This is a genomic window from Stutzerimonas kirkiae, from assembly GCF_004327335.1.
GTDB lineage: Bacteria > Pseudomonadota > Gammaproteobacteria > Pseudomonadales > Pseudomonadaceae > Stutzerimonas > Stutzerimonas kirkiae.
The window spans coordinates 101,539-119,762 of sequence record NZ_QJUO01000006.1; the positions used below are offsets into that span (position 1 = coordinate 101,539).

An 18,224-nucleotide genomic window follows, 5' to 3' on the forward strand; every position below is an offset into this window, starting at 1 on the left:
ACGGAGACTTACCATGACCTACACCCCCGCCCCCACCCGCTACCAACGCATCCCCTACCGTCGGGTCGGTCGCAGCGGCCTGCTGCTGCCGGCGCTGTCCCTCGGGCTGTGGCACAACTTCGGCGATGCCACGCCGGTCGATACCCAGCGTGCACTGTTGCGCACTGCCTTCGACCTGGGGATCACCCACTTCGACCTGGCCAACAACTACGGTCCGCCCTATGGCAGCGCCGAGAGCAACTTCGGCCGCCTGCTGCGCGAGGACTTCGCGGCCTATCGCGATGAACTGATCATTTCCACCAAGGCCGGCTGGGACATGTGGCCAGGGCCGTACGGGCAGGGCGGCAGCTCGCGCAAATACCTGATCTCCAGTCTCGACCAGAGCCTCGCGCGGCTGGGCCTGGACTATGTCGACATCTTCTATTCGCACCGCTTCGACGCCGACACGCCGCTGGAGGAAACCGCCATCGCCCTGGCCGATATCGTGCGCCAGGGCAAGGCGCTGTACGTCGGCATTTCCTCCTACTCGGCGGGCAAGACCCGGGAGATCGCCGCCCTGTTGCGCGAGTTGAAAGTGCCGCTGCTGATCCACCAGCCGGCCTACAATCTGTTCAACCGCTGGATCGAGCAGGACCTGCTGGACGCCACTGGCGAACTGGGTGCCGGCGTCATCGTCTTCACCGCGCTGGCCCAGGGGCTGCTCAGCGATAAATACCTGAACGGCATTCCGCAGGACGCCCGGGTCAACCGTCCAGGTGGCGCCTCGCTGCGCCCCGAGCACCTGTCCGAGGCGAACCTGCAGCGCGCCCGGGCGTTGAACGAGATCGCCCGCCGTCGTGGCCAGAGCCTGGCGCAACTGGCGCTGGCCTGGACCCTGCGCGATCCCCGGGTGAGCTCTGCGCTGATCGGCGCCAGCCGCCCTGGGCAGATCGTCGAGAACGTCGCCGCCCTGGACAACCTGGCCTTCAGCGCCGAGGAACTGGCGGAGATCGACCAGCACGCCGTCGAAGGCGGTATCAACCTCTGGGAAAAACCCTCCACCGACTGGCAGGACTGAACATGCTCGCTCGTTTGCTACTCATCGTCGCCGTGCTGTGCGCCAGCCTGGCCCAGGCCGCCGACCCGCAAGCCCTGCGTATCGGCTACCAGAAGGGCTCGACCACCCTGGTGCTGGCCAAGCAGCACGGCCTGCTGGAGCGGCGCTTTGCCGACACCCGGGTGCAGTGGATCGAATTTCCCGCCGGGCCGCAAATGCTCGAAGCATTGAACATCGGCAGCCTGGACATCGGCTCCACCGGCGACATCCCGCCGATCTTCGCCCAGGCCGCCGGTGCCGACCTGCTGTATATCGGCGCCGAGCCGCCGAAGCCGCAGGCCGAGGTGATCCTGGTGGCCGAGGCCAGCCCGCTGCGTTCGGTGGCCGAGCTCAAGGGCAAGCGCGTCGCCCTGCAGAAAGGTTCCAGTGCGCACAACCTGCTATTGCGCGCACTGGCCCGCGAGGGGTTGGCGTTCAGCGATATCCATCCGATCTACCTGGCACCGGCCGAGGCGCGCGCCGCCTTCGAGCGCGGCAGCGTGGATGCCTGGGCGATCTGGGACCCGTTCTACGCCGCGCTGGAGCTGGAAGGCGGCGTGCGGCTGCTGGCCGATGGCCGGGGGCTGGACCTGAGCGGGCCGTTCTACCTGGCGGCGCGCTCGTTCGCCGAGGCCCATCCAGCCTTTATCCCCGCGTTGATCGACGAACTGAACCGCGCCGAGGCGCTGACACGCAGCGACGAAGCCGGCAGCCTGCGCCTGCTGGCCGCCTTCATCGGCCTGCCCGAGGCGGTGCTGGCACGCACCTTCGAACGCCGCCCGTCGTCGCCAATCGGGCCGCTCAGCGAGGCAATCATCGCCGCCCAGCAGCACACCGCCGACCTGTTCCTGCAGAACCGCCTGCTGCCACGCGCGGTGGACGTGCGCGCCGCGCTCTGGCAGGCCCCGCCGCAGCGCTGAGCGGACCTGCTGGGCGCAGGGATGGGGCGAGCGCCCATGTGCCCCGGTAGAATACGCAGCGATACCCATCATCGCGGTTGCCGATGCGCCCTATCCGGGCTCGGGCACGCCGGCCCATGGTCGGGGCGAAGCCGCTGCTACGGGGCCATCAGCCTGGCCAGGCTGCCCAGGTTGGTCTCGATCTCCTCCGCCACGTCCGGGCCACGGTAGACCATGGAGGTTTCGTGGCGGCTGTAGCCGGGCTGGCGGCTGGCGCTGAACCAGTTGAACGAGCCCACGCAAAGCAGCTCGTCGTCGGCCATCAGCAGCTTGCTGTGCACCCGTTGCAGCGCATGGGTACGTATACCGGCGTCGCGCAGGGCGGCGAAGGCTTCTTCGAGGGCCTGGGCTCTGGCTTCGAGCCGCTCCTCGTCATCGCCCAGGTTGAACGCGCGATCGGTGTAGACGTGGACCTGCACACGGCGCTGCGCCGCCGCCGTCATGGCCGCCAGCGCGCCGGTTTCCCTGATGCGCGCCAGCTTCAGCCAGGGGCTGACGATATGGATCTCGCGGGCGACCCGGGCGAGGCTGCCGAGCAGGAAACGGTCGTGTTCCTCTGCATCGTGCAGGTGGCTGAGGCCCGTGCGTGGCGTCAGCAGGTCGCTGCGTGGCGACGGCGCGAACAGCAGTTCGTTGTCCGCTCGCGCGAACAGGTAGCGCGCCAGCAGTGCCCGTGGCGAACCGGGCTGGGCCAGGCTGAACAGATCCATGTCGCCGAACACCAGGAAGCTGTCCTCGGCGCGGGACACGGCGACGTTGAGCATGCTGCGGCGCTGGTCGATGAAGCCGCCGTCGGCGTGCCTGGAGTAGACGGCGGAAAAGAGGATGAGCGGGCGCGCCGCGCCCTGCAGGGCATGCACGGTGCCGACCGTGACCGATTGTTCGCCCTTGCCGGTGTCGATGCCATGCGCGGCGCAGGCTTCCTCGATGGCGCGGGTCTGCGCGCCGAAAGGGGTGACGATACCGACGATCCGCGAGAGGTCCTTGCCGTAGCGCGCTTCCAGTTGCGGGCGCTGCTCCGCCAGCCAGGCGGCGATGGTCTCGGCCTCCAGCAGGTTGTGGCGGCTGCGTCCCTGGGCACGCTGGCAGATGCCGGCTACATGCAGGTAGCCCAGTGTCGGCAACGCCGGCGCTTGCGGGTTGCCGCGCATCGGTTGCAACAGGCCCTGGTAGCAGAGGTCGTTGCAGTAGTCGACGATGCCGTCGTAGCAGCGCCGGTGCTCGTAGAGGTACATGCCGCGCGCGAGCCGGGTGTCGTAGTGATAGCGGCTGGCGCTCTGGGCGATCTGCATCACGCTGCCGCTGGCGGCGGACTTGCCGAGGCTGGCGAGCCGTTGGTAGCCGGCTTCGTCGGCGGACGAGGCGAGCAGCCCGGCACTGACCAGGTTGCCCTTGTCGACTGCCGTATTGTTCGAACAGATCGGTTCGATCTGCTCGGTATCACCGATCACCAGGGCCTTGCGCGCGAGGGCGAAGGAGGCGCCCGCCACTTCCGGCTGTACCTGGCCCGCTTCGTCCACGATCAGCAGGTCGGCGAAGCCGTAGAGGTAGTCGGTCTTCCAGCCGCCATCCCGCGGCCGGCTGGTGCCGAGCTTGCGCGGCAACATATAGAAGGTGGAAACCACGCAGGGGGTGATTTTCATCCAGCGCCGCCAGCGCGGAATGACACTGGCCTTGCCGGTCCTGCCGGCGGAGCCTTCGATCTCGCCGAGCTTTTCCTGCATTTCCAGCAGCCAGCGGCCTTCCCAGTAGTGGCTGGTGAGCAGGAAGATGGGAAAGCGCAGGCGGGTATCGGCCATGGCATCGCAACCGGCCAGGTCGATTTCCGCCGCCCGTGCGGCGAAGTCCGGGCCAAGGGCTTCGAGTGCCTGGGTCCAGGCGGCGAGTCGCAGTCGTTCCGTCTGCGCGAGCTGGTCGAGGCTTTGCTGGTGCCGTGCCTCGGCATCGAGGGCGAACGTGGCGTGCGCGCTCCAGGTGGCAAGGGCGGTTTCGATATCCCCCAGGGTCCGCCAGCCCGCTGCCTGGCCTTGCTGGTCGGCGTCGAGCGCCGGCAGCGCCGCATCGTGCAGCGCCAGTCGTGCGCACGCGGCGCGTTTGCGGGCGATGGCGGGCAGCCAGCCGAACAGTGCGAGCAGCAGTGGCTCTTGCGCCAGGTAGCGCTGCAGCCGCTCCTGGCGGGCATGGCAGGCGTCCCGTTGGCGGCTCAGCCGCTGCCTGCGCTCGGCGCTGTCGCCCTGCTCCGCGAGCGCCTGTTGCAGGGCCTGGCGCGCCTGGGACAATTCGGCCCAGGCGCTGGCCAGGGCGCGTAGGCTGCCGGCGGCATCGACGATGCGCTGGCGCAACCATTCGACGGCCTGCGCCACGCTCGGCGCCGGGGCTTCCGGGAACGCCAGGGCGGCTTTTTGCAGGTAGTGGGCCTTGGCCTCGGCCAGGCCGTCGCGGGTTTCCAGTGCGTTGAAGAACTGGGCGGTCTGGTATTTCGGGAAGGCTTCCGCTTCCTTGCCCTGGGCCGGCAGATAGGCGCCGAAGCTCTTCGGCTGGGGTAGCCAGCGCCCGGCGAAGGGGCCGCTGCCGCTGGAAAAGTCCTTGGCGAAGGCATCCAGGATATTGGTCACGGCCTGGTTGTTGGTGGAACTGGCGACGATGACCGGCGGCTCCGCCTCGGGGCCGGCCAGCGCGGCCTTAGCCCAGAGCGTGGCGATCACCGACAGCAGCAGGGTGGTCTTGCCCGTGCCGGGCGGGCCGTTGACGGCGAGTATGTCACCCTCGGGGCAGAGCAGCAGGTGGCTCAGCGCGTCGCGCTGGGCATCCGCCAGGGGGTATTGCGCATGGCTGTGCGCCAGGCGCTCGGCGAAGCCGGCCGCGGACGGCAGGCGAGCTTGCGGCGGGGCATGGTCGAGGGCCGCATAGCGATCGAAGAGGGGCGCGTCAGGGCGGGAGTGGCGGAGGTCGTCGTACAGCGCGAGGATATGCCGGCTGGCACCGGTGACTGCCTGTTTCTTCTGTAGCAGCAGCTCCGGTACGTGCCGGTAGGCGTCGTGCTCGCCGGGCCAGTCGGCGCAGATGGCACGCAGCAGGCGCGCCAGGTAATCGCGGTAGTCCGCCCAGTGCCTGGCGTGGTTCTCGGGCTCGCTCCAGTCGGGGTCGGCCAGTTGCCGCTCATGCCCCATGAAGGCATCGACGGCGGCCACCGTGGAAATCGCGAAGCTGCCGCTTTCGAGCGGCTCCAGGATGTCCCGCGGAATGTGCGTCATGGCGCTGGGCCAGAGCCTGCCGTCGCGGCTCAGCAGAGCCTCGGTGACGACCGGTGTGACATGCCGTGGCAACCCCGTGTAGCCGGTACCATGTTCGAGGCTGGCGGAGAAGAGACAGGGCCGCAGCGACACCTGCACATGCTCGATATGTTCCGGTTCGTCGGCGAAGCACTGGGCCGCCGCCTGTTCGTCCAGTATGCCGCTGTGCAATGCGCTGCCGGGCTGGCGGAGGAATGTCTTCAGTTCCGTGGCGTTCAGGGTGCCGTTGTTGCGCTCCGCATCGGCCAGGCTGTTGCGCCAGTAGCTTGCGAACTTCAGTGCGTTGTCGTTCATGGGGGCGCTGACAGACCTTCGGCAAATCCATGTGCAGGGCGCGACGGGATATGCCTGCGGCGCCACCGGAAAATCCCGGGGAGCCTAGCGCAGATCGCCGACCGGCGTCGACCGTGGAGGGGCGTAGGGCAGGGCGATCGCGCTATGCGCGGCAAAACGCCGAAAACAGCGCTGGAAGGCTGGACGAAAGCGCGTGGCAACCGCTGTCTTTCGTCCAGCTTTCCAGCCTCCAGCGCTTTTATCGAAGCCCTTTCCTGTGAATAGCGGTATAGCGCAATCGCCCTGGGGCGTAGGGCAGGCACTGGCATGCCGCGATCCGACGAAAAAGCCCCGCCTGGCGAACCAGAGCGGGGCTTTTTCGTGCTGCCGTGCGGTTGCGCGTCAGATGCGCGCCGCCACCACGGAGCAGAATCCTTTCTCGATATCCATGAACTGGTTGCACAGGTGGTTGATGGAGGTCACCAGCACCTGTTGCGGGTTGGAGGACTGGAAATCCACCGACATCATCACACTGAGCATGGTGATGGTGACGATGGAGAACACGAACAGCTTGCGCGCCCACACCCGGTCGTCCACCGCCTTGTAGCCCGACACGCCCATCCACAGCCAGTAGGCGCCGCTCAGCGCGGCGACCACGAAGTAATTGTAGCCGGCGTAGCCGCTGATGGTCAGCATCAGGGTGGCGACGATGAACGCGGCGATGTACAGCACGATATGCCGCTTGGCCGCCGAGATGCCCTTGATCACCGGCAGTACCGGGATGTTGGCCGCCTGGTAGTCGTTGAAGCGGAAGATCGCGATGGCATAGGAATGCGGCATCTGCCACAGGCTGAAGATCAGCAGCAGGATCGCCGCGCCCATGTCGAACTCGTTGCTGACGGCGCAGTAGCCGACCACCGGCGGGGCCGCGCCCGACAGGCTGCCGACCAGGGTGCCGTAGACCGAGTGGCGCTTCATCCACAGGCTGTAGACACCGACATAGACGACGAAGCCCATCAGCACCAGCATGACCGCCAACAGGTTGGTGGCCAGGTAGAGCAGGGCGACGCCGGCAATGCCCAGGACACAGGCGTAGACGATGGCATGGGCTGGCGAGACCAGCCCCTTGACCATGACCCGGTTGCGGGTCCGCTCCATCTTCTGGTCGATATCCCGGTCGATGTAGTTGTTGAACACGCAACCCGATGCAATCACCAGCGACACGCCCAGCGCGGTTGCGATGAACAGCGCCAGGTCGATGTCACCCCGGGAAGCCAGGAAGAAGCCACCGGCCACGGAAATCAGGTTCCCGAAGACGATCCCGGGCTTCACCAGGAGCAGGTATCGCTTGAGCATGTGCCACATTCTTCAGTTGATCATCATGTGGTAGTGCATGCTCCACATGACCCAGATCGACAGGCCGACCAGGAACACGATGAGCAGTACGGTGAAGATCATTGAAATGGTGTTCCAGCGCCCTTCCGAATCGGTGTTCATGTGCAGGAAGTACACCAGGTGCACGAGGATCTGCACGATACCGAACAGCACGACGGTGATCAGGGTGGCACCACGGCTCAGGTTCAGCAGTTCCGGGTACATGATCAGCGCGAACGGGATTACCGTGAGGATCACCGACAGGATGAAACCGATCAGGTATTCCTTGGCGCTGCCGTGGCTTTCGCCAGCCGAATTGGTGTGTTCGTGAGCCATCACAGCACTCCCAGCAGGTAAACGACGGTAAATACGCAGATCCAGACCACATCGAGGAAGTGCCAGAACAGGCTGAGCAGGCCGATGCGTACCTTGTTGGTGTCGGTCAGGCCACGGCTGCTGACTTGCAGCATCAGTACGATCATCCACAGCAGGCCGGCGGTCACGTGCAGGCCGTGGGTGCCGACCAGGGTGAAGAACGCCGACCAGTAGGCGCTGGTGGTGGGACCGGCGCCTTCGTGGATCAGGTGGCTGAACTCGTACAGCTCGATGCTGAGGAAGATCGCCCCGAATACGAAGGTGACGCCGAGCCAGCGCAGTACCGCTCCCTTGTCACCGCGGTAGGTGGCGAGCATCGCCATGCCGTAGGTGATACTGGAGAACAGCAGGGCGAACGTCTCGATCAGTACCAGGTGCAGGCCCGGGCCGAGCATTTCCTTCGCGGTGGGGCCACCGGCGAAGGCATTGCTCAGCACCGCGAAGGTGGCGAACAGCGTGGCGAAGATCAGCAGGTCGGTCATCAGGTAGACCCAGAAGCCGAACAGCTTTATCCCGCTGGTGTCGTGGTGATGCTCATGGTCGTGACCATGAGCGTCGTGGTTGTGAGTAGTTTCGATAGAGGACATCGGTTATGCCTTTACGACTGCGTTGGCTTTGGCTTGTTGATGAGCCAGTTCGATACGGGCGATCTCGTCGGGCTGGACGTAGTAATCGATATCGTCGTCGTAGGAACGCACGATGAAACTGATTACCGCGCCGGCCAGGCCGACGATGGCCAGCCACCAGATGTGCCAGATCAGCGCGAAACCCATGGCCGAGCAGAATAGCGCCACGATCAGGCCATTGCCGGTGTTCTTCGGCATGTGGATCGGCTCGTAGTGCTCGGGCACCGGCGCCAGCGCCACACCGGCCTTCTTGGCCTCGTGGAAGGCGTCGATCTTGTCGGCGGTCGGGATCACGGCGAAGTTGTAGAACGGCGGTGGCGAAGAGGTCGACCATTCCAGGGTACGGCCATCCCACGGGTCGCCGGTGACATCGCGGTTCTCGTTGCGCTTGACGATACTGGCGAGGATCTGCACCACAGTGAAGACGATACCGATACCGATCAGCACCGCACCGACCACGGCGACCTGCACCCAGGGGGTCCAGTCCGGGTTGTCGAAGTGGTTCAGGCGACGGGTCATGCCCATGAAGCCCAGCACGTACATCGGCATGAAGGCGAAGTAGAAGCCGATCAGCCAGCACCAGAAGGAGTAGCGGCCGAAACGGTCGATCAGCTTGAAGCCGAAGGCTTTCGGGAACCAGTAGGTGATGCCCACCAGGTAGCCGAACACCGCGCCGCCGATGATCACGTTATGGAAGTGCGCGATCAGGAACAGGCTGTTGTGCAGCACGAAGTCCGCCGCCGGCACCGCCAGCAACACGCCGGTCATGCCGCCGATGGAGAAGGTGACCAGGAAGCCCAGCACCATCCAGGTCATCGAGTTCAGCTCGTAGCGACCTCGGTAGATGGTGAACAGCCAGGTGAAGATCTTCACCCCGGTGGGGATGGCGATGATCGAGGTCATGATGCCGAAGAAGGCGTTGACGTTGGCGCCGGAGCCCATGGTGAAGAAGTGGTGCAGCCAGACCACGAAGGACAGCACGCCGATGGCGGCGGTGGCCCAGACCATCGAGGTGTAGCCGAACAGTTTCTTGCGCGAGAAGGTGGCGACCACTTCCGAGAACACGCCGAACGCCGGCAGGATCAGGATGTACACCTCGGGGTGGCCCCAGATCCAGAACAGGTTGACGTACATCATCGGATTCCCACCAAGCTCATTGGTGAAGAAGTGGAAGTCCAGGTAGCGGTCGAGGGTCAGCATGGCCAGCGCAGCGGTCAGCGGCGGGAAGGCGCCGGCGATGAGGACGCAGGTGATGAGGATGGTCCAGGTGAAGATCGGCATCTTCATCAGGCTCATGCCGGGGGCGCGCATCTTCATGATGGTGGCGATGAAGTTGACGGCGGTCAGGGTCGTTCCCAGCCCCGATAGCTGCATGCTCCAGATGTAGTAGTCCATCCCCACCCCGGGACTGTATTCGATCCCCGATAGTGGCGGGTAGGCGACCCAGCCGGTCTTGGCGAACTCGCCCAGGCCCAGCGACAGGTTGATCAGTACCGCGCCGCCGACGAACAGCCAGAAGCTCAGCGAGTTCAGGTAGGGGAAGGCGACGTCGCGGGCGCCGATCTGCAGCGGCACGACGATGTTCATCAGGCCGGTGACCAGTGGCATCGCCACGAAGATCAGCATGATGATGCCGTGGGCGGTGAAGATCTGGTCGTAGTGCTCGGGCGGCAGGTAGCCCTGGTTGTCACCGTGGGCCATGGCCAGGTGGGTACGCATCATGATGGCGTCGGCGAAGCCGCGCACCAGCATGACCAGGGCGACGATGATGTACATCACGCCGATCTTCTTGTGGTCCACCGAGGTGAACCATTCTTTCCACAGGTAGCCCCACTTCTTGAAGTAGGTCAGCGCCGCGACCACCGCCAGGCCACCCAGCGCAATCACTGCGAGGGTGATCATGACGATCGGCTCGTGATACGGCACCGCATCCAGAGTCAGTTTTCCAAGCATCTCTATTCCTCCGCGCCGGCTTCGCTGTGCGCAGTCGTACTTTCAGGTTCTTTCGTGTCCAGGCCGACGACGTACTGGCCGATGACCGTCTTGAACAGATTGGGTTCGACCTGGCCGTAGTACTTGACCGGGTGGATCGGGTAGCGGTGGTTGACCATCTCGCCGCGCTCGCCGAGTTTCTTGAAGGCGGCGAAGTCGAGGGTCTCGTCCGCGCCACGGGCCTTCTCGAGCCACTCTTCGAAGGCCTGGTCGCTGACCGAGTGCGTGGTGAAGCGCATGGCCGAGAAGCCGATACCGCTGTAGTTGCCGGACTGGCCGAAGAACTCGCCCTGCTCGTTGGCGATCAGGTTGAGCTGGGTGCGCTGGCCGCCCATGGCGTAGATCATGCCGCCCAGTTGCGGGATCGACAGGGTGTTCATGGTGGTGTCGGAGGTGATGTGGAAGGTCACCGGGGTCTTCTCCGGGATCACCAGCTCATTGACCACCGCGACGCCCTGTTCCGGGTAGATGAACAGCCACTTCCAGTCGAGGGACACCACTTCGACATGCAGCGGCGGCTTGTCGGAGTCGAGCGGACGGTAGGGGTCGAGGGAGTGCGAAGTCTTCCAGATGAGCACCGCCAGGATGGCGACGATGATCAGCGGAACACCCCAGACGACCAGCTCGATCTTGTACGAATGCGACCATTCGGGCGTGTAGCTGGCATCCTTGTTGGTGGAGCGGTAACGCCAGCCGAACACGAAGGTCATGATGATCACGGGGATGACCACGATCAGCATCAGTCCGACGGCAATCAGGATCAGCCTGCCCTGTTCGGCGCCGACCTGCCCCTTGGAGTCGAACAGCGCCCAGTCACAACCGCTCAGGGCAGCCAGGGCGAATGTCATCAGGAGCAGGCGTAGATAGCGATGGCACTTCTCTTCTTTCATTTCACGACTCTTCAGCAAAGTGATGTCCCACACCCCGGACTCATGCGGACCGCTTGCACGGCACACGCTGGGGTATCCGGTGAAAAAAGCCTGTCGAGGCCTGGAGACTGCACGCGAGTCAGCCTGAAAGCCTGTCGGGGTCATGCGAGGGGCAACATGATGATGTTGGAAAACGCCGGGTGCAAATCAATATCGATTGTTGGTAGTTGTAAATATCCATTTGAAATGTAATGGATTAAGCCTCCTGGGGACTGTGGGCGTAGAATTGTAGGGGCCTGGCGAGGTCATCCAGGTGGCGGTAGGACTGCATGGGCGGTACCGAATGCGACAATGCGTCGCACTTTGCGACCCCGTGCCGCATCATGTTCCCCAGTCGCAGTAGCAGCCAACGGCCAGGTTGCTGGACAGCGACAGCTTGCGGCCCGAGGTCAGCGCATCGAGTACCGGCTCGACGAAACTGTTGCTGGAGTTGCACACCAACCCTTCGCTGTAGGGGCCGGCATAGGCCAGCTCGCCGTCCTTGTCCCAGATCGCCAGCGCCGGGCTCGCTGGCAGCGCCTCCATCCCCTCGATGGCCGGCAGCGCCTTCATATGGCCTTGCAGGAAGGGCGCGAGTTCGCCACTGCTGCCCGGCCTCTGCACGCTGTAGAACTCGATGCCGGCGAAGCGGTAGATACCGATCAGGTAGCGCAGGTGGGCATCGGGCTCCTTGTTGCAGCGCTTGCAGGCCGGGTCCCAGAAATGCACCACGCGGATCGGCCCCGGCCCGGCCAGTTCGGGCGGCAGGCGCAGCGTCTCGCCATGGAAGAACACCGCCTGTTCGCTGTAGGGGCGCAGGTAGGCGGCGCCGGTACGCCACCAGATCAGTGTGATGGCCAGCAGGATCAGCAGGATCAACGCGATGACCAGGTGCTTGAAGGTCAGCCGCTGCACGGCACTGCGCAGCAGGCTCATGGCTCACGTCCGAACTTGCGTTTGAACTGCTTCTCCATTTCCTTGCAACTGTCGCGGGTGAAGCTGCGCTCGGTGTCCTCGGCGCGTTGCCAGCACAGCTCGATCGCCTGGCGCTCGTTGGCCTCGATCGCTTCATCCTGCGGCTTGGTCATGATGTAGATGATCGCGGTATAGACCAGCGCGATAAAGGCCAGCCCGGCCAGCAACAGCCCGAGGCAACCACGCCGGCTGAGCGCCGTGGACCTGTCTTTTTCACCCATGATCACCACCTCTGTGCACGAAGAGGCGGCAATCTAGCATTTTTGGCCGGGAATGAGAGGCATCCCTTTCCGGGGGCCACGGCTTGCAACATATCGGCCGGCTTTCCGTGCGGTACCCTGCGACGACCCTGGCTGCAGTTTCTCAGGGGCGAGCCCTGCGCAGCAGGTACAGGCTGAGCGCCATGCCGGCCAAGGCCAGCAGGGCCGCCACCAGGAAGATCGAGGCATAGCCGAAGGCGCTGGCGACCACCCCCATCAAGGGCCCGGCGAGCCCCAGCGCCAGGTCGAAGAACAGCGCATAGGCGCCGAGCGCCGAGCTGCGGCTGGCGGCGGGAATGCGTGCGATCACCTCGACGCCGAGCGCCGGATAGACCAGCGACAGGCCGGCGCCGGTCAGCGCCGCGCCGCAGAGCGCGAGCCACGGGGCTGGGGCCAGCCACAGCAGGAGCAGGCCGCTGCTCTCGATGGCCAGGCAGATCGCCGCGACACGGTAGCCGCTGTGGCGCTTGATGGCGTCGGACAACAGCAGCCGGGCACCGATGAAGGCCAGGCCGAAGGCCGAAAGGCAGTACGCGGCATGCTCCCAGCCGAGGCTGGCGTAATACAGGGTGATGAAGGTCGCCAGGGTGCCGAAGCCGATCGAGCCGAACCCCAGTGCGACGCCATTCGGTGCGACGGTCAGGAATACATTGCGAAAGGGCATGCGCAGGCCCTGTACGAGCGGCGCGGGTGTCTTGCCCCGGGCCAGCGACAGGGCGCCTATACCGAGCAGGGCGACCAGGCTGCCAAGACTCCACAGGCCGAGGTTGGCGACCATCAGTACGCCCAGGGGCGCCCCCAGGGCGATGCCACCATAGGCTGCGATGCCGTTCCAGGAAATCACCCGGGCGGTATTCTCCGCGCCGAAACGGCCGATGCCCCAACTGATCGCACCTGTACCGACCAGCCCCAGGGACATGCCCAGGATCACGCGGCCGACGAGCAGGGTGCCGGTGCCGAGCAAGGGGGCCTGGAGGTGCAGGGTGGTCGAGATCAGTGTCAAGGCCCCGCTTGCGGCGCAGCCCGCCAGTCCCAGGAGCACGGCGTACTTGGGGCCATTGCGGTCCGCCACGGCGCCGGTGACGGGCCTGGACAGCAGAGTGGCGAGGTATTGCGTGCCGATGACCACACCCGCCATCACCGAGCCATGGCCGAGCCCATCGAGAACGTAGCCGGGCAACACGGCCAGGGGCAGGCCGGCGCAGAGATAACCGACGAATGCAAAGACCACGATGGAGACGATTTGCCGGGTCGTTGCAGCGGCGAGCGGCGGATGGGCAGCCATGGAAAACCTTACCTTGTGTCGCACGGTGGCGCGGAGAGGCGCCATCATCGCCCTGGCGACCCGCCGAGGAAAGACCCCGGCCCTTCGGGTCGTGCGAGCAATAGCTCCCGCTGTCGTCGCAGGACTTGGCAAGGGAGCGACCATTGCCTGCGTCCTGCGCACTCTCCAGGGATGGGGTGAATGCCGCAAGCCTGTCGGCAACGGGCGCGGCCTGACCGGGGCTATTTCTCGCGGCCACGCAGCTTGCGCCGAAACGCCAACAGACCCCGGGCGGGTGCGCCGCGCGTACCGGGGATGGCGGGCGTCGATCGTCCAGGTGCGCACGGCGCACCCGCGATGCAGCCAGCCATTGCGCGATCAGCCTGCCGGCGCTTCCTGGCTACCGAGGATCAGCTCGGCAGCCTTCTCGCCGATCATGATGCAGGGTGCGTTGGTGTTGCCGCTGATCAGCGTCGGCATGATCGAGGCATCGGCCACGCGCAGGTTGGCCAGGCCACGGACCTTCAACTCGGGCGTCACCACCGACGCCTCGTCGCTGCCCATGCGGCAGGTGCCGACCGGGTGGAACACGGTGGCGGCGTAGTCGCGCAGGTGCGCCAGCAGTTGCTCGTCGCTCTGCACCTGCGGCCCCGGCAGCATTTCTTCGCCGCGCAGGCCGTCGAACTCCGGCTGGGCGAGAATCCGCCGCGCCAGCTTGACCCCCTCCACCAGCACCTTGGCATCGGCCTCGTCGCTGAAGAAGTTGAAGTCGATCGACAGGCTGCGGCCTTCGCCCAGGCGCACTTCGCCGATGCTCTTCGGGCGCAGCACGCAAGTGTGGATGGCGTAGCCATGGCCCCACTCGAACAGCCGCCCGCGATGGCTGCGGTAGCCGGGCACGAAGTGCATCTGCACGTCGGGCAGGCTATCGGCCAGGGGCGTGCGGGCGAAGCCGCCGGCCTCGACGTAGTTGGTGGTCAGCCAGCCCATCTTGCGCGCCAGGTACTGGAACGGCGCGGCCAGCACCTTGGGCAGCGAGCCGAGGGAGAAGCCCAGCGACATCGGGCTTTTCGAACGCACGGTGACCAGCCCGTCGATATGGTCCTGCAGGTTCTTGCCGACACCGGGCAGATCGACCCGGCAGGCCACGCCGGCGGCCTCCAGTTCGGCCTTGGGGCCGATGCCGGACTTGAGCAGGATGTGCGGCGAGCCCAGCGCACCGGCGCAGAGGATGGTTTCGCGGGTGCAGTTCAGGGTTCGCCACTCGCCGTTCTGGCGCAGCTCCAGGCCGCTCACGCGCTCGCCATCGAGCAGCAGCCGTTCCACTTCGCAGCCGGTCAGCACGGTCAGGTTGTCGCGCTGGCGCACCGGCGCGACGAAGGCGCGGTAGCTGGACAGCCGGCGCGCATCCTTCTGGGTGACGTTGTAGATACCCGCACCCTCCTGGGTGCCGCCGTTGAAGTCGTCGTTGCGGTGCAGGCCGATACGCTCGGCGGCACGGATATAGCGTTCCGACAATGGATTGGGGTTGCGCGGGCGATCCACCAGCAATTCGCCCTGGGTGCCGTGGTACTGCAGCGACTGGCCGAGGCGGTTGCCTTCGGACTTCTTGAAGTACGGCAGCACGTCGTTCCAGCCCCAGCCGGGGCAGCCGGCGGCTTCCCAGCGGTCGTAGTCGCTGGCGTCGCCACGGATGTAGATCATGCTGTTCATCGCGCTGGAGCCGCCGAGGGCCTTGCCGCGCGGGGTGTGCAGGCTGCGCCCGGAAAGGTTCTTCTGCGGCGCGGAGAAGTAGTTCCAGCTGAACACCTTGCTCTTGTACAGGGTGATGGTGCCGGCCGGCACCTGCACGCGCGGGCTGGCATCGCTGCCGCCGGCCTCGATCAGGCAGACGCGCACGGCCGGGTCGGCGCTCAGGCGGTTGGCCAGCACGCAGCCGGCGGAGCCGGCGCCGACGATCAGGTAGTCGTAGCTGTGGTCGTTTTCGCTGGACATGTTCAGTGCACCTCTTCCAGGTCGTCATGCAGCAGTTCGAGAATCTGCCGTTTCATGCGGATGAATTCGGGTTCCATGACCACTTCCAGGTTGCGCGGGCGCTCGATCGGCACGTCGAGGATTTCCTTGATCCGCCCCGGCCGGGCGCCCATCACATAGATGCGGTCGGCGAGCAGGATGGCTTCGTCGATATCGTGGGTGACGAATACCACGGTCTTCTTGCTGTTGCCCCATACCCGCAGTAGCAGTTGCTGCATCTGCAGGCGGGTCTGGCTGTCGAGGGCGCCGAAGGGCTCGTCCATCAGCAGGATCTGCGGGTCGTTGGCCAGCGCGCGGGCGATCGCCACGCGCTGCATCATGCCGCCGGAGAGCTGCTTGGGGTAATGCTCGGAGAACTTCTTCAGCCCCACTTCCGCCAGGTAGAACTCGACGATGGTATTGATCTCGCTCGATTCCAGCCCCCGGCGCTTGAGGCCGAACTCGATGTTCTGGCGCACCGTCAGCCAGGGGAACAGGGTATAGCCCTGGAACACCATGCCACGGTCCGAGCCCGGCCCCTCGACCTTCTGCCCGCCGACGTAGATGGCGCCATCGCTGGGCTCGTTGAGGCCGGCGGTGAGGTAGAGCAGGCTCGACTTGCCGCAGCCGGACGGGCCGACGATCACCGCGAACTGCTGGTCCGGCACCTCGAACGAGACCTGGTCCAGCGCGGTGAAGGTTTCGCCCTTGGGCGACTGGTAGCGCAGGCTGACGCTGTCCACCCGCAGGCGCGCGGCAACCTCGGCGTACTCGCTGAGCGCCGGCATGATGTAGGGTTTCTTGGCTATTGTGCCCATGCGGTCACCTTCAGGCGGAGAAAGCGGAACAGTTGGTCGGTGATCAGCCCGAGCAGGCCGATGATGGCGATGGCCAGGAAGATCACGTCCACCTGGAAGCCGCGCATGGCCTTGAGGCTGATATAGCCCAGGCCGCTGCTGGCGGCGACCAGCTCGGCCACCACCAGGTAGGTCCAGGCCCAGCCCATGGTTACCCGCAGGGTATCGAGGATGCCCGGCAGCGAGGCCGGGCCGAGCACATGGAAGATCACGTCGCGGCGGTTGGCGCCGAGGGTGTAGCTGGCGTTGATCAGGTCCTTGGAAACGCCCCTGGAAACGTCCGCGATCATCACCAGTTGCTGGAAGAACACGCCGAAGATGATCACCGCCACGCGTTGCTCCAGGCCGATACCGATCCACAGAATGAACAGCGGCACGAAGGAAGTCACCGGCAGGTAGCGGATGAAGTTCACCAGGGGTTCGAGAATGGCCTGGACGATACGGAAGCTGCCCATCAGCAGCCCCAGCGGCACCGACACCAGCGCCGAGATGCTGAAGCCGATCAGCACCACTTCCAGGCTGGCCAGCACGTGTTTGTCCAGCGTGCCGTCGGCGGCCAGGCGCTGGCCGGCGTCGAGCACCTGGCCGGGGGTCGGCAGGAACATCGAGGGGATCACCCCGCCATAGGAAAGGCCGGCCCACAGGCCCAGCAGGGCAAGCCAGCCGGACAGCCCCGCCAGCCACACCAGCGGCGCCGGCAGGCTGGCCTTGGGCGTCAGGCAGCGGCTCAGGAGCGAGTTGCGGCGAGTCATGCTTGTTGTCTCCGATTGCTATGCAAGGCGAACGGGTGGGACCGTAGGGCGCGCCGCGCACCGACTGGCTGCATGGCGCTACCGGCGCTGCGCATGGCGCGCCCTACGTGTCCGTCACCCGGGCAGGGGGCTTCAGGGGGTGACGAAACGCGGATCGACCAGGTCCTCGTAGCTGACCGAAAGTTTCTTGCCCTGCAGGGCGCTCCAGGTCTCGTTGGCCAGCTCGATGATCGCGGCGATATCGCCGGGCTTGCCGGGCGTACCGAGCAGCTTCTCGCTCATGGCCTGGTCATAGAACTTCACGCCCTTGGCCGCTTCGGCCAGTTCCGCCGGGTCGGACAGGTAGCCGCCGACGCCCTTGGCCATGATCGCGTAGGCTTCCTGCGGGTGCTCGCGGGTGTACTGCACCGCGCGGTAGAGGCCATCGACCAGCGCCTTCACGTCCTCGGGCTGCTTCTCGATCACCGCGCAGTTGAGCGCCACCACGTCGACGATCACGCCGGGGGTCTGGCTGCTGTCGACCAGTACCTTGCCCTGGCCCTTCTGCCGTACCAGCGACAGATTCGGTTCCCAGGTTACCGCCGCCGGCACACGCCCGGCGATAAAGGCGCTGGCGGCATCGTCGGCAGTCATGTTCTGTACCTTCAGGTCGGCCATGCTCATGCCATTCTGCTTGAGCAGGTAGGACAGCCAGAACTGCGATACCGAGCCTTCGTTGACCGCGATGTTCTTGCCCTTGAGGTCCTGCAGACTGTCGATGTCATTGGCCACCAGCACGCCATCGCCACCGTGGCTTTCATCCAGTGCGGCCACTGCCTTGAAGCAAAAGTTGGGCCGGTACTTGAGGATCTCGTCGATGGTCGAGGCGGCGCCGGACAGCTTGCCCGAGGCTTGCGCGGCCATATACATCGAGGCTTCCTCGATCACCGTGAACTCGACATCCAGGCCTTTTTCCTTGAAGTACCCGAGGTCGCGCGCCAGGTACAGGGTGCCGTAGCCCACCCAGGTGGTGTGGCCAATGGACAGGGTGCCGGCATTGGCTCCGCCGGCCAGGCCAAGGGCCAGGGATGCACAGGCGAGGGGACGGAGAACGGATTGAGCAGAGAACTTACGCATGGAGGACACTCCCGCAGTCGATCGGCTAAGTGATAGGTGGCAGAGGGGCTGGAAGCCCAGGATTCGCGTGCCTGGAGCCCAGGACGGAGTCGATAGTGGCGTAAGCGTGCAA

The 18,224-nt window shown here is 65.4% G+C and carries 15 protein-coding genes; 2 read left to right on the forward strand and 13 right to left on the reverse strand.

All coding sequences use genetic code 11. The features are described from left to right. Positions 1 to 13 precede the first annotated feature (13 nt). Positions 14 to 1,057, forward strand: a complete 1,044-nt coding sequence (gene mgrA / locus DNJ95_RS05660; protein ID WP_131183754.1) for an L-glyceraldehyde 3-phosphate reductase — start codon at positions 14 to 16, stop codon at positions 1,055 to 1,057. Between the two features lie 2 nt (positions 1,058 to 1,059). Then, positions 1,060 to 1,995 carry an aliphatic sulfonate ABC transporter substrate-binding protein gene (locus tag DNJ95_RS05665; protein WP_131183755.1) on the forward strand — a complete coding sequence of 312 codons (936 nt, stop codon included), beginning with the start codon at positions 1,060 to 1,062 and terminating at the stop codon, positions 1,993 to 1,995. Positions 1,996 to 2,132: 137 nt separating this feature from the next. Here DNJ95_RS05665 and DNJ95_RS05670 read toward each other — a convergent pair whose 3' ends face one another. The 13 genes from DNJ95_RS05670 to DNJ95_RS05730 form a co-directional block, all read right to left on the reverse strand. Further along, entirely contained in the window at positions 2,133 to 5,621 is a 3,489-nt protein-coding gene (locus DNJ95_RS05670) for an AAA domain-containing protein (protein ID WP_131183756.1), read from the reverse strand. Positions 5,622 to 6,002: 381 nt separating this feature from the next. Beyond that, on the reverse strand, positions 6,003 to 6,956 hold the full coding sequence (gene cyoE / locus DNJ95_RS05675; RefSeq protein ID WP_131183757.1) for a heme o synthase: 954 nt from the start codon (positions 6,954 to 6,956) through the stop codon (positions 6,003 to 6,005). 12 nt (positions 6,957 to 6,968) lie between these two features. Continuing rightward, positions 6,969 to 7,310 carry a cytochrome o ubiquinol oxidase subunit IV gene (gene cyoD, locus DNJ95_RS05680; RefSeq protein WP_131183758.1) on the reverse strand — a complete coding sequence of 114 codons (342 nt, stop codon included), beginning with the start codon at positions 7,308 to 7,310 and terminating at the stop codon, positions 6,969 to 6,971. Then, positions 7,310 to 7,936: a cytochrome o ubiquinol oxidase subunit III gene (gene cyoC, locus DNJ95_RS05685; protein ID WP_131183759.1), complete on the reverse strand. Its 627-nt coding sequence runs from the start codon at positions 7,934 to 7,936 to the stop codon at positions 7,310 to 7,312. The genes cyoD and cyoC overlap by 1 nt, the downstream gene beginning before the upstream one ends. Positions 7,937 to 7,939: 3 nt before the next feature. Beyond that, positions 7,940 to 9,928: a cytochrome o ubiquinol oxidase subunit I gene (cyoB, locus tag DNJ95_RS05690; protein ID WP_131183760.1), complete on the reverse strand. Its 1,989-nt coding sequence runs from the start codon at positions 9,926 to 9,928 to the stop codon at positions 7,940 to 7,942. Between the two features lie 2 nt (positions 9,929 to 9,930). Further along, a complete protein-coding gene (gene cyoA, locus DNJ95_RS05695; RefSeq protein ID WP_131183761.1) occupies positions 9,931 to 10,857 on the reverse strand; it encodes a ubiquinol oxidase subunit II in 927 nt (308 codons plus the stop codon). A gap of 360 nt (positions 10,858 to 11,217) precedes the next feature. Then, the gene (locus DNJ95_RS05700; protein WP_131183762.1) at positions 11,218 to 11,811 is read right to left on the reverse strand and encodes a DUF6436 domain-containing protein; all 594 of its coding nucleotides are present in this window, start codon (positions 11,809 to 11,811) and stop codon (positions 11,218 to 11,220) included. After that, the gene (locus tag DNJ95_RS05705) at positions 11,808 to 12,071 is read right to left on the reverse strand and encodes a hypothetical protein (RefSeq protein ID WP_131183763.1); all 264 of its coding nucleotides are present in this window, start codon (positions 12,069 to 12,071) and stop codon (positions 11,808 to 11,810) included. The genes DNJ95_RS05700 and DNJ95_RS05705 overlap by 4 nt, the downstream gene beginning before the upstream one ends. A 142-nt stretch (positions 12,072 to 12,213) precedes the next feature. Beyond that, positions 12,214 to 13,395 (reverse strand): MFS transporter, encoded by a 1,182-nt coding sequence (locus DNJ95_RS05710; protein ID WP_131183764.1) that lies wholly within the window; start codon positions 13,393 to 13,395, stop codon positions 12,214 to 12,216. 357 nt (positions 13,396 to 13,752) lie between these two features. Beyond that, on the reverse strand, positions 13,753 to 15,369 hold the full coding sequence (locus tag DNJ95_RS05715) for a GMC family oxidoreductase (protein WP_131183765.1): 1,617 nt from the start codon (positions 15,367 to 15,369) through the stop codon (positions 13,753 to 13,755). A gap of 2 nt (positions 15,370 to 15,371) precedes the next feature. Next, positions 15,372 to 16,205 (reverse strand): ABC transporter ATP-binding protein, encoded by an 834-nt coding sequence (locus DNJ95_RS05720; protein WP_131183766.1) that lies wholly within the window; start codon positions 16,203 to 16,205, stop codon positions 15,372 to 15,374. Beyond that, on the reverse strand, positions 16,193 to 16,996 hold the full coding sequence (locus DNJ95_RS05725) for an ABC transporter permease (RefSeq protein ID WP_131183767.1): 804 nt from the start codon (positions 16,994 to 16,996) through the stop codon (positions 16,193 to 16,195). The genes DNJ95_RS05720 and DNJ95_RS05725 overlap by 13 nt, the downstream gene beginning before the upstream one ends. Before the next feature lie 132 nt (positions 16,997 to 17,128). Further along, the gene (locus DNJ95_RS05730; protein WP_131183768.1) at positions 17,129 to 18,112 is read right to left on the reverse strand and encodes an ABC transporter substrate-binding protein; all 984 of its coding nucleotides are present in this window, start codon (positions 18,110 to 18,112) and stop codon (positions 17,129 to 17,131) included. Between the last annotated feature and the right edge of the window lie 112 nt (positions 18,113 to 18,224).

Bases quoted from the DNA above. Each gene is read 5' to 3' on its own strand.
- mgrA (WP_131183754.1), top strand. From the start codon at position 14: ATGACCTACACCCCCGCCCCCACCCGCTACCAACGCATCCCCTACCGT.
- DNJ95_RS05665 (WP_131183755.1), top strand. From the start codon at position 1,060: ATGCTCGCTCGTTTGCTACTCATCGTCGCCGTGCTGTGCGCCAGCCTG.
- DNJ95_RS05670 (WP_131183756.1), bottom strand. From the start codon at position 5,621: ATGAACGACAACGCACTGAAGTTCGCAAGCTACTGGCGCAACAGCCTG.
- cyoE (WP_131183757.1), bottom strand. From the start codon at position 6,956: ATGCTCAAGCGATACCTGCTCCTGGTGAAGCCCGGGATCGTCTTCGGG.
- cyoD (WP_131183758.1), bottom strand. From the start codon at position 7,310: ATGGCTCACGAACACACCAATTCGGCTGGCGAAAGCCACGGCAGCGCC.
- cyoC (WP_131183759.1), bottom strand. From the start codon at position 7,936: ATGTCCTCTATCGAAACTACTCACAACCACGACGCTCATGGTCACGAC.
- cyoB (WP_131183760.1), bottom strand. From the start codon at position 9,928: ATGCTTGGAAAACTGACTCTGGATGCGGTGCCGTATCACGAGCCGATC.
- cyoA (WP_131183761.1), bottom strand. From the start codon at position 10,857: ATGAAAGAAGAGAAGTGCCATCGCTATCTACGCCTGCTCCTGATGACA.
- DNJ95_RS05700 (WP_131183762.1), bottom strand. From the start codon at position 11,811: ATGAGCCTGCTGCGCAGTGCCGTGCAGCGGCTGACCTTCAAGCACCTG.
- DNJ95_RS05705 (WP_131183763.1), bottom strand. From the start codon at position 12,071: ATGGGTGAAAAAGACAGGTCCACGGCGCTCAGCCGGCGTGGTTGCCTC.
- DNJ95_RS05710 (WP_131183764.1), bottom strand. From the start codon at position 13,395: ATGGCTGCCCATCCGCCGCTCGCCGCTGCAACGACCCGGCAAATCGTC.
- DNJ95_RS05715 (WP_131183765.1), bottom strand. From the start codon at position 15,369: ATGTCCAGCGAAAACGACCACAGCTACGACTACCTGATCGTCGGCGCC.
- DNJ95_RS05720 (WP_131183766.1), bottom strand. From the start codon at position 16,205: ATGGGCACAATAGCCAAGAAACCCTACATCATGCCGGCGCTCAGCGAG.
- DNJ95_RS05725 (WP_131183767.1), bottom strand. From the start codon at position 16,996: ATGACTCGCCGCAACTCGCTCCTGAGCCGCTGCCTGACGCCCAAGGCC.
- DNJ95_RS05730 (WP_131183768.1), bottom strand. From the start codon at position 18,112: ATGCGTAAGTTCTCTGCTCAATCCGTTCTCCGTCCCCTCGCCTGTGCA.